Source organism: Mycobacterium simulans (assembly GCF_900232995.1).
Taxonomy (GTDB): Bacteria; Actinomycetota; Actinomycetes; order Mycobacteriales; family Mycobacteriaceae; genus Mycobacterium; species Mycobacterium simulans.
In genome coordinates this window covers 1-10,218 of record NZ_OCVX01000089.1, presented here as the reverse complement: position 1 = coordinate 10,218, position 10,218 = coordinate 1, and the positions used below count along the sequence as shown (strand labels likewise).

General features: G+C 62.2%; 8 protein-coding genes and 1 pseudogene. 8 read left to right on the top strand and 1 reads right to left on the bottom strand.

Annotated features, from left to right (window positions below; genetic code table 11):
• From MSIMFI_RS27435 to MSIMFI_RS27410, 6 genes and pseudogenes are all read left to right on the top strand, one after another.
• On the top strand, positions 1 to 1,399 hold a 1,399-nt coding region (locus tag MSIMFI_RS27435), incomplete at its 5' end, for an autotransporter outer membrane beta-barrel domain-containing protein (protein ID WP_191500057.1).
• Positions 1,400 to 1,939: 540 nt separating this feature from the next.
• Positions 1,940 to 2,086, top strand: a pseudogene (locus MSIMFI_RS27430) (PPE domain-containing protein); the annotation flags it as partial.
• Between the two features lie 81 nt (positions 2,087 to 2,167).
• Positions 2,168 to 3,367 carry a PPE family protein gene (locus MSIMFI_RS27425; RefSeq protein WP_191500055.1) on the top strand — a complete coding sequence of 400 codons (1,200 nt, stop codon included), beginning with the start codon at positions 2,168 to 2,170 and terminating at the stop codon, positions 3,365 to 3,367.
• 89 nt (positions 3,368 to 3,456) lie between these two features.
• The gene (esxJ, locus tag MSIMFI_RS27420) at positions 3,457 to 3,753 is read left to right on the top strand and encodes a type VII secretion system ESX-5 protein EsxJ (protein WP_085250583.1); all 297 of its coding nucleotides are present in this window, start codon (positions 3,457 to 3,459) and stop codon (positions 3,751 to 3,753) included.
• 31 nt (positions 3,754 to 3,784) lie between these two features.
• Entirely contained in the window at positions 3,785 to 4,069 is a 285-nt protein-coding gene (locus MSIMFI_RS27415; RefSeq protein WP_023363993.1) for a WXG100 family type VII secretion target, read from the top strand.
• 264 nt (positions 4,070 to 4,333) lie between these two features.
• Positions 4,334 to 5,506, top strand: a complete 1,173-nt coding sequence (locus MSIMFI_RS27410) for a PPE family protein (protein ID WP_186243799.1) — start codon at positions 4,334 to 4,336, stop codon at positions 5,504 to 5,506.
• A gap of 55 nt (positions 5,507 to 5,561) precedes the next feature.
• Here the strand turns inward: MSIMFI_RS27410 and MSIMFI_RS27405 are convergent, their stop codons facing one another.
• Positions 5,562 to 6,284, bottom strand: a complete 723-nt coding sequence (locus MSIMFI_RS27405) for a GAP family protein (RefSeq protein WP_191500054.1) — start codon at positions 6,282 to 6,284, stop codon at positions 5,562 to 5,564.
• 613 nt (positions 6,285 to 6,897) lie between these two features.
• On the opposite strand from MSIMFI_RS27405, the gene MSIMFI_RS27400 reads away from it, so the two are divergent.
• Complete coding sequence (locus tag MSIMFI_RS27400) at positions 6,898 to 8,436, top strand: phospholipase C (protein WP_224770497.1); 1,539 nt, start codon at positions 6,898 to 6,900, stop codon at positions 8,434 to 8,436.
• A gap of 253 nt (positions 8,437 to 8,689) precedes the next feature.
• Positions 8,690 to 10,218 (top strand): phospholipase C (locus MSIMFI_RS27395; protein ID WP_191500058.1); only part of this gene is annotated, 1,529 nt, incomplete at its 3' end.

Here is a 10,218-nt window from a genome sequence, read left to right as displayed (position 1 = left end):
TGGGGAGATGTGGGCCGCCGATGTGTCAGCCATGGTCGGCTATTACGGCGGGGCCTCGGCGGCGGCGTCGCAACTGACGTCTTGGCAGGGTTTGTCGGGCTTGGTGGGCGGCGCTACAGCTGCGGCCGCCAGCGCCGTGCCGGCACCGCTACAGGGCATCAACTTCGGCTTCGGCAACATCGGGTCCCTTAATGTGGGCAGCGGCAACATCGGCGACACCAACCTCGGTAGCGGCAATATCGGTAACAGCAACCTGGGCAGCGGCAACATCGGTAGCACCAACCTGGGCAGCGGCAACCAAGGTGACTTCAATCTGGGCCTCGGCAACATCGGCAACTTGAACCTCGGTAGCGGCAACTTCGGCAGCCAGAACCTGGGCGGCGGCAATATCGGTAGCACCAACTTGGGTAGCGGCAATATCGGCAACACCAATGTTGGCAGCGGCAACATCGGCGACACCAACTTCGGCAATGGAAACAACGGTAGCTTCAACTTTGGCAGCGGAAATTCCGGTAGCAACAACTTCGGGTTCGGCAATACCGGCAGCGGGAATTTCGGTTTCGGCAACACCGGGAACGGAAACATCGGCTTCGGGCTCACCGGCGACGGCCAGTTTGGGATCGGCGCGCTGAACTCCGGGAGTGGAAATATCGGTTTCGGCAACTCCGGCACCGGGAATATTGGCTTCTTCAACTCGGGTACCGGCAACGTGGGGTTCGGTAACTCGGGCATCGGGAACACCGGCTTCGGGAATGCCGGCAACACCAATACCGGATTTTGGAACGGCGGGAACACCAACACCGGTGCGGTGAACGCCGGGGCCGGCAACTTCGGCTTTTTCGATTCCGGCAACTTCAATGCGGGCAGCTTCAACGCGGGCAACTCCAACACCAGCTTCGGAAATTCGGGGAACGTCAACACCGGTTTCCTCAACGCCGGCGACATCAACTCCGGCTTTGGTAACGCGGGCGACGTCAACACCGGTTTTGGTAACGCGGGCGACACCAACACAGGAGGTTTCAACGGGGGCAACCTCAACACCGGGTTCTTCAGTGCGGCGACTCAGGTCGGTCCCAACTCGGGCTACTTCAATGTCGGCACGGGTAACTCAGGCTTTGGCCATAACGATCCGGCTGGCAGTGGCAACTCGGGTATTCAAAATTCCGGCTTCGGTAATTCAGGCTATGTCAATACGAGCACCACCAGCACCTTCGGAGGAAACTCCGGTGTGCTCAATACGGGCTACGGGAATGCCGGTTTCTACAATGCGGCTGTGCAGAATGCGGGTATCTTCATCGCGGGCGTCATGACTTCGGGAATTGCAAACTCCGGGACCGGCAGCTCGGGCCTATTCGTCTCCGGCAATGGGCTCTCGGGCTTCTTCCGAAATTTGTTCTAGCGCTAACTGCGAACACTGGCCTCTGCCGGAGGCGATGGTCGCCCCGCCCACCTACGCGCGACAACTCGGTTTCTGCAGGTCAACAGCACCTCGAAACGCGCACGGGCATCTACCAACTTGGGAACAACACCGCAGGTCAGGCGATTGTCGCTGAGAGCCGGGCGCATCGTGTGTCGCCGGGTGCAGCGACACATGTGCCCGATTTGTGGTGCGCGCCAATTTGAGCCAAGTCCCGAAAGTCTCGTTATCAGCCATTCTGAGAGCCAAAAATTCATGTGTGTTCGCACCGTGACTTCCCAAGAATCGCATGCAGTTTTCCAATGTATTGACGTCGTCTGGACAGCTGTCCGGCGAGCTCGGCGCGGCGACGCGTTGGCTCGCGTTGCTCCACGGCGAATTGTAGAAACTCTTATTTTTGGTGAAAGTGCAGACTTTCGGGTGTGATGTGTCATACGATCCGGCCGTGGGTACTCGCGAGTGTGTGGGTGCGGTCGGTAGGTGGTCGGAGTCGGTGATGCGGCTGGCCGGTTTGGGGTTGCGATGATTTTGGACTTTGCGGTACTGCCGCCGGAGATCAATTCGGCGCGGATCTTTTCCGGTGCGGGCTCGTCGCCGTTGTTCACAGCGGCGGCGGCCTGGGAAGGCCTGGGCGCGGACTTGCAGTCGTCGGTTTCGGCGATTCAGTCGCNGTTTTTTCGCTGCTGTGGGTGACAGCCACGGCTTGTGGTTGTCGGAGCCGCTGAGGCGGCAGGCTTGTTAGGGTTACGAATGATTTTGGACTTTGCGGTGCTGCCGCCGGAGATCAATTCGGCGCGGATCTTTTCCGGTGCGGGCTCGTCGCCGTTGTTCACAGCGGCGGCGGCCTGGGAAGGCCTGGGCGCGGACTTGCAGTCGTCGGTTTCGGCGATTCAGTCGCTGCTTAGCGATCTGACCGGTGGGCCGTGGACGGGTCCGGCGTCGATGGCCATGGCGGCTGCGGCGGCGCCGTATGTGTCGTGGTTGGGCGCGGCCGCGGCTCAGGCGGAGTTGTCGGCGACGCAGGCCCGCGCGGCGGCGACGGCGTTTGAGGCGGCGTTGGCGGCCACGGTGCATCCGGCGGCCGTGACGGCCAATCGGGTGTCGTTGTTGTCGTTGATAGCGACGAATTTCTTGGGTCAGAACACTCCGGCGATTGCGGCCACTGAGTTCGATTATGTGGAGATGTGGGCCCAGGATGTGGGCGCGATGGTGGCGTACTACACGGGCGCGACCTCGGTCGCTTCGACGCTGACGCCGTTTAGCTTGCCGCCGGTGAGTTTGGCCGGGTTGGCATCTCAGGTTGGCACGCAAGTCACCGGTTTCGCGTCGCAGGTTGGTGCCCAGGTAGCCGGTGCGGCGACGGCGGCATCGGCCGCGGTTTCGCCAGTGCTGCAGGGCGCGGTGGCGGGGCTGCCCGGCGCGGTGACGGCGGTGCAGTCCGCGGCCGCAGGCCTGCCGGTGCAATCGTTAATGTCGGCGGCGCAGATGGGCATGTATCCGGCCAGCATGATGATCGGTCCGCTGATGCAGCTGGGGCAATCGGCGAATGCGAGTACGGCCGGTTTGGCCTCGGCGGGTATGGCCGCGGCGGACCTGCCGAAGTTTGCCGGTGATGTCGCGCCCGCGATGAAGGGTTTGGGTGGCGGCGCCGGTATGGGTGCCGCTGCGGACTTGGGTAAGGCGCGGTTAGTGGGGGCGATGTCGGTGCCGCCCACCTGGCAGGGGTCGATGCCGAAAGGTATGGCCAGTGGCGCGATGGCGGGACTGGGCGCCTTGCCTGCGGAGATGGCGGCGGCCGGCACTGGCGGTATGGGAATGATGCCGATGCCGATGCCGATGGGCGCCGGTGCAGGAGCTGGAATGCCCGGCGGCATGATGGGCCGCGGCGGGGCCGCTGCACACGTAATTCAGCAGCGGCCCAGTGTGGTGCCGCGGACTGGTGTCGGATAGGGCGGGGGTGATTTGGTCGGGGTCGTCGAGCTGGCTGTATTTCGGCACGTGATCGAAATTGATTGTTCCGTTGTGAAAGGACGGGTGTGATGGCTAGTCGGTTTATGACCGATCCGCACGCGATGCGCGACATGGCGGGTCGTTTTGAAGTGCATGCACAGACGGTCGAGGACGAAGCGCGCCGGATGTGGGCATCGTCGCAGAACATTTCTGGTGCCGGCTGGAGCGGGCTGGCAGAGGCGACCTCGTTGGACACCATGGGTCAGATGAACACGGCATTCCGCAACATTGTGAACATGCTGCACGGGGTGCGCGATGGACTGGTCCGTGACGCCAATAACTACGAGCAGCAAGAGCAGGCTTCGCAGCAAATCTTGAGCAGTTAGCGGCTTAACTCAGCGATAGGGAGAATTGACTATGACGATTAATTACCAGTTCGGTGACGTCGATGCCCACGGAGCCACGATTCGGGCTCAGGCGGCATCGTTGGAGGCTGAACACCAGGCGATCGTGCGCGATGTGCTGGCGGCCGGGGATTTCTGGGGCGGCGCCGGTTCGGTGGCGTGCCAGGAGTTCATCACTCAGTTGGGCCGCAATTTCCAGGTGATCTACGAGCAAGCCAACGCTCACGGGCAGAAGGTGCAGGCCGCCGGTAGCAATATGGCGCAAACCGATTCTGCTGTGGGTTCTAGCTGGGCCTAGCTTCACCCGCGAGCCGTCAGGGGCGCGGGCGACACATGGGGGGGAGTTTGTGTCGCCGGCGCCCTTGGCATGTCCGCAGCCCAAATGGGCTGAGGCCGGCGTGTGATTTCTCATTAAATGCCTAATGTCGGTTTTTGGTGAAAATGCAGACTTGCGCCGTGGGCTCGCGTACGATCCGCCGGAGGGTTTTTTCGCTGCTGTGGGTGACAGCCACGGCTTGTGGTTGTCGGAGCCGCTGAGGCGGCAGGCTTGTTAGGGTTACGAATGATTTTGGACTTTGCGGTGCTGCCGCCGGAGATCAATTCGGCGCGGATCTTTTCCGGTGCGGGCTCGTCGCCGTTGTTCACAGCGGCGGCGGCCTGGGAAGGCCTGGGCGCGGACTTGCAGTCGTCGGTTTCGGCGATTCAGTCGCTGCTTACCGACCTGACCGGTGGGCCGTGGACCGGTCCGGCGTCGATGGCGATGGCCGCTGCGGCGGCGCCGTATGTGTCGTGGTTGAGCGCGGCGGCGGCGCAAGCGGAGTTGTCGGCGGGTCAGGCTCGGGCGGCGGCGACGGCGTTTGAGACGGCGTTGGCGGCCACTGTGCATCCGGCGGCGGTGGATGCGAATCGGGTGTCGTTGTTGGCGTTGATTGCGACGAATTTCTTGGGTCAGAACACACCGGCGATTGCGGCCACTGAGTTCGATTATGTGGAGATGTGGGCCCAGGATGTGGGCGCGATGGTGGCGTACTACACGGGCGCGACCTCGGTGGCTTCGACGCTGACGCCGTTTAGTACGCCGCCGGTGAATCTGGCCGGGTTGGCGTCGCAGGTTGGTGCGCAGGTTGCCGGTGCGGCGACGGCGGCATCGGCTGCGGTGTCGCCGGTGCTGCAGGGTGCGGCGGCGGGAGTGCCCGGCGCGGTGACGGCGGTGCAGTCGGCAGCTGCAGCGGTGCCGATGGAGTCTGTGATGTCGGTGGCGCAGATCGGGATGTATCCGGCCAGCATGATGCTCGGTCCGCTGATGCAGCTGGGGCAATCGGCGAATGCGAGTACGGCCGGGTTGGCCTCGGCGGGTATGGCCGCGGCGGACCTGCCGAAGTTTGCCGGTGATGTCGCGCCCGCGATGAAGGGTTTGGGTGGCGGCGCCGGTATGGGTGCCGCGGCGGACTTGGGTAAGGCGCGGTTGGTGGGGGCGATGTCGGTGCCGCCCACCTGGGAGGGGTCGATGCCCAAAGGTATGGCTAGTTCGGCGATGTCGGGCCTGGGAGCCATGCCTACCGCCGCTGAACTCGCGCAAGCTGGGCCCGCTGGTGGCGGTATGCCGATGATGCCGATGCCGATGGGTGCCGGTGCCGGAGCCGGTATGCCCGGCGGGATGATGGGCCGCGGTGGCGCGAATCCCCACGTTGTTCAGCAGCGGCCCAGTGTGGTGCCGCGGACGGGCATCGGATAGCGTCCGGACGATGGGTCCCTGAACCCGTCGACGAACCCTTCGGCCCGTTAGGGTTTCAGGCGTTGCCCATGCCGCTGGTCATCAGAAATACCCCGAGCAAAGCGATGACGACGGCAAAGGCCTGTTGTCGATGAGCTTTCATCCAACCGCTCACCGCGGCCACGACGTGGCCGGTCCTTGCCGGCGCCGCCAGCTGGCTGACGAGCGGAAGTTCGACAAAGGCCAGCGCCACCAGGGAGTACGCCCCGGCCGCGCCGATCTGAGTGCCCACGGTGACCCCAGAGGCCAAAATGGCCGCAAGCGCCGCGAGGAACCTGAAGTCCGCCAACATTCCAAATCCGAGAATGAACGCCACCCCCAGGGGTTTCGCTTGCAGCGCGGCCTGGGTGCGCGTCGACAATCTCGAGATTGCCGTCGACGTCCGTACCTGGAGGTGGGATGTGTTGGTGCTGTGCATGCCCAGTCGCGCGCGCTGACGTGTCGAAAGGCTGACTGCGAGTCCAGCGATGAGTAATGCCAACGCGCCCATCACGATCTGAATGTGGCCTGCTGTTGAGCTGGCGGTGGCGAGTTCGATCCGGTGCAGCACTCCCAGCACGAGGTCGCGTAGCCCAAAAAGCACACCTGCAGCCAAACAAACGCTCATTGCAATGCCGCCGAGCCAAAACGCAACCAACTGACCCACGGCACGAGGCCGCGACGACAAGAGAACACTCACCCCGATCCGAACCGGGTCTGCCGTCGCAACAAGCGCTAACGCCAGCACCGTGCCCCACATGGCAGAGGACGCTACATCGGCGGTTCGAATTGCGAAACCCCCTTCAGCACACCCGTTTATCGATCACGAGGGGATAACCTAAGCCCGGACTATTTCTGGCGCTGGGGGAAGAAGGCCGCTGGCAGATGCCATCTCGCCGAACGCGGATTGATGGTCGCTGACCTCGAACAATCTGGGGGGTGCCAGCGCCGCTGCCTAAAGGGAAATGGCTCTATGTGGGTTCGATTAGGAATGTGAGATTAGGTAAATTTTTGGCGCGACCGTCTTTGACCGCCCACGATCCGCTCGCGAACCACGGGGATTTTCCGCGGCATTGACATCCGGTGCGGGCGTCGCTTCACCAGCTGTTTGGCAACCAGCCGCCGTGGCCATATCCATAGCACCTTGCGGAGGAAATTGCGGGCCGGCATTGGTTGGCGCCCAAGGCCTTTAGAGCCCATAACCCCGATGGTCCATACATCGACGCCGAAAACTCAGTTGCGCTTGCTGACACGCGAAAATCCGCTTGCGACACGCCGGTTCGCGTATCGCGATTGGCCAGCGCCGTAACTATACCGTGATCTGAAATGTGTGCAGGGAGGCAGATTCGGTGAGCGGCAACCCGTTCCTAGGAATGTCGCGGCGGGAGTTTCTGACCAAGCTCACCGGCGCAGGTGCTGCGGCGTTGCTGACGGATTTTGCCGCCCCGGTAATCGAAAAGGCATATGGCGCCGGGCCTTGCCAGGGCCACCTGACCGATATCGAGCACATCGTGTTGCTGATGCAAGAGAACCGGTCATTCGACCATTACTTCGGCACGCTCTCTAGCACCCGCGGCTTCAACGATCCTTCCCCACACTTCCAGCAGCCAGGGTGGAACCCACAGACCCAGGCGCTCGACCCGGCCGGGATCACAATTCCATTCCGTCTTGACACCACCCGCGGCCCCTTCCTGGACGGTGAGTGCGTCAACGACCCTGAGCACCAATGGGTCGCAATGCACAACTCATGGAATGGCGGAGCCAATGACAACTGGCTTCCGGCGCAGTCGGCGACCCGGACGGGGCCGTACGTTCCAATGACAATGGGTTATTACACGCGCAAAGACATCCCGATCCACTACTTGCTAGCTGACACGTTCACAATTTGTGACGGCTATCATTGCTCGTTGTTGACCGGCACCCTGCCCAACCGGCTCTACTGGCTGAGCGCCCACATCGACCCGGCGGGCACCAACGGTGGACCGCAACTCGTCGAACCGGGCTTTCTGCCGCTGCAGCAGTACAGCTGGCGGATCATGCCAGAAAACCTCGAAGATGCCGGCGTGAGTTGGAAGGTGTACCAGGCCAAGGACGCGGGGCGCTTCATCAACACACCCATTAGCAACAACGGGCTGGTACAGGCTTTCAAGCAGGCCGCAAATCCGAGGTCGAACCTGGCCCGCTTCGGCATTGCGCCGAACTACCCCGTGGACTTCGCCGCCGACGTCCTAGCCAACAGGCTGCCGTCGGTTTCCTGGTTGGTTCCGCCGTTCATTCAGTCCGAGCATCCCGCGCTACCGGTAGCGCTGGGCGCGGTGGCGATGGTGAACGCGTTGCGGATCTTGCTGTCGAATCAGGCGGTGTGGGAAAAGACCGCATTGATTATTAGCTACGACGAAGGCGGTGGCTTCTTCGACCACGTCACGCCCCCTACAGCCCCGCCTGGGACTCCGGGCGAATGGGTCACGGTTCCCGATATCAATGCGGTACCGGGCTCCGGCGGCATCCGCGGGCCCCTCGGCTTGGGATTTCGCGTACCTTGCTTGATCATTTCTCCATTCAGCCGTGGCCCACTGATGGTCCATGACACCTTCGACCACACTTCACAGCTGAAATTGATTCGCGCGCGGTTCGGCGTCCCCGTTCCCAACTTGACGACCTGGCGGGACAACTTGGTCGGCGATCTGACCTCGGCGTTCAACTTCGGAAGCCCGCCGAACTCGACGAGACCCAACTTGAGCCACCCTTTGCTGGCTGCCGTGCCAAAACTGCCGCAGTGCATCCCCAACGTCGTGCTGGGCAGTACCGATGGCGAGCTGCCGGCCATTCCTTATCGGGTGCCCTATCCGCAGGTGATGCCCGGCCAGGAAAGTGCACCTATCCGAAATATTCCGAGCGGGCTCTGCAGTTGAATTCAAAAGTTGTGAAGCTTTCGGCGGTTCATTTGGTGTGGCAAATGAACGTCGCGGCCCGGAATTGCGGCGTGTTGGCGAGCAAACCTCCGTGATAAGCGCGCACTGCTGCTTGGCAAATAGCCGGGATTAGAGCACGACACGCCGGTTAGCGTGTCGTGGCTGATGACCGGCGTAACTATACCGTGAGCTGGAAGCGGCGCGTGGCAGCCTTGGAGGAGGGCGTGTGGGGAGCGAGCATCCGGTCGACGGAATGACCCGTCGGCAATTTTTGGCTAAAGCCGCTGCCGCCACCACCTCCGGGGCTTTCATGTCTTTGGCTGGTCCGATAATCGAAAAGGCGTACGGGGCGGGGCCCTGCGGCGGTCATTTGACCGACATCGAACACATTGTGTTGTTGATGCAGGAAAATCGGTCATTCGACCATTACTTCGGCGCGATGTCCGCCGTTCGCGGTTTCGATGACCCCACCCCACCGCTGGTATTTGCACAACAAGGCTGGAACCCGGCAACGCAGGCGAACGACCCCGCCGCTACCACTATCCCGTTCCGATTCGACACCACCCGGGGCCCTCTGGTGGCCGGCGAATGTGTCAACGACCCGGACCACAGCTGGACCGCCATGCATCAGTCGTGGAACAACGGCGCCAACAACGGCTGGCTGCCGGCGCAAGCGGCGGTTAGTGCATTACAGGGCAATACGCCGGTGACAATGGGCTATTACACCCGCCAGGACATACCGATTCATTACCTGCTGGCCGACACATTCACCGTTTGCGATGGCTACTACTGCTCACTACTCGGCGGGACTACCCCCAACCGGCTCTACTGGATGAGCGCGTGGATCGACCCCGACGGCACTAACGGCGGCCCGGTACTCGTAGAACCCAACATCCAACCGCTGCAGAAATACAGCTGGCGGATCATGCCGGAAAACCTCGAAGATGCAGCCATCAGCTGGAAGGTCTATCAGAACAAATTGCTGGGGCCACTCAATAACACGGTCGTCGGCTACAACGGGCTGGTCAATGACTTCAGGCAAGCCGCGGATCCGAGGTCGAACCTAGCCCGCTTCGGCATCGCCCCGTCCTACCCCCTTGATTTCGCCGCCGACGTCAGAAACAACAGACTCCCTAAAGTCTCCTGGGTTCTCCCCGGATTCTTGCTGTCGGAACATCCGGCGTTCCCGGTGTCCATCGGCGCCGTCGGGATCGTCGACGTGCTGCGGATATTGCTGTCCAATCCGGCGGTGTGGGAAAAGACCGCGCTGATCGTCAACTACGACGAAAACGGGGGTTTTTTCGACCACGTCGTTCCGCCGACACCGCCCCCGGGCACTCCCGGCGAATTTGTCACCGTCGCCGACATTAACTCTGTGCCCGGATCCGGCGGCATCCGCGGGCCCATCGGGCTGGGTTTCCGCGTCCCCTGTATCGTCATTTCGCCCTACAGCCGTGGGCCCCTGAAGGTCAGTGAAACTTTCGACCACACTTCGACGCTGAAGCTGATCAGTGCACGGTTCGGCGTCCCGGTTCCCAATATCAGCGCTTGGCGAAACGCGACCGTCGGAGACATGACCTCGACATTCAACTTCGCGTCCCCACCGAATCCGTCGAAGCCCAATTTGGACCACCCGAGGGTGAAGGCGCTTACGAAACTGCCGCAGTGCGTCCCGAACGCGGTATTGGGCACTACGACGAAGACGTCAATTCCCTATCGGGTGCCGTACCCGCAGATCATGCCCAATCAGGAAACCCAGTCCGTCAGAAACGCGGCGGCACC

Coding starts and splice junctions, on each gene's coding strand:
- MSIMFI_RS27425 (WP_191500055.1), top strand. CDS start 2,168: ATGATTTTGGACTTTGCGGTGCTGCCGCCGGAGATCAATTCGGCGCGG.
- esxJ (WP_085250583.1), top strand. CDS start 3,457: ATGGCTAGTCGGTTTATGACCGATCCGCACGCGATGCGCGACATGGCG.
- MSIMFI_RS27415 (WP_023363993.1), top strand. CDS start 3,785: ATGACGATTAATTACCAGTTCGGTGACGTCGATGCCCACGGAGCCACG.
- MSIMFI_RS27410 (WP_186243799.1), top strand. CDS start 4,334: ATGATTTTGGACTTTGCGGTGCTGCCGCCGGAGATCAATTCGGCGCGG.
- MSIMFI_RS27405 (WP_191500054.1), bottom strand. CDS start 6,284: ATGTGGGGCACGGTGCTGGCGTTAGCGCTTGTTGCGACGGCAGACCCG.
- MSIMFI_RS27400 (WP_224770497.1), top strand. CDS start 6,898: ATGTCGCGGCGGGAGTTTCTGACCAAGCTCACCGGCGCAGGTGCTGCG.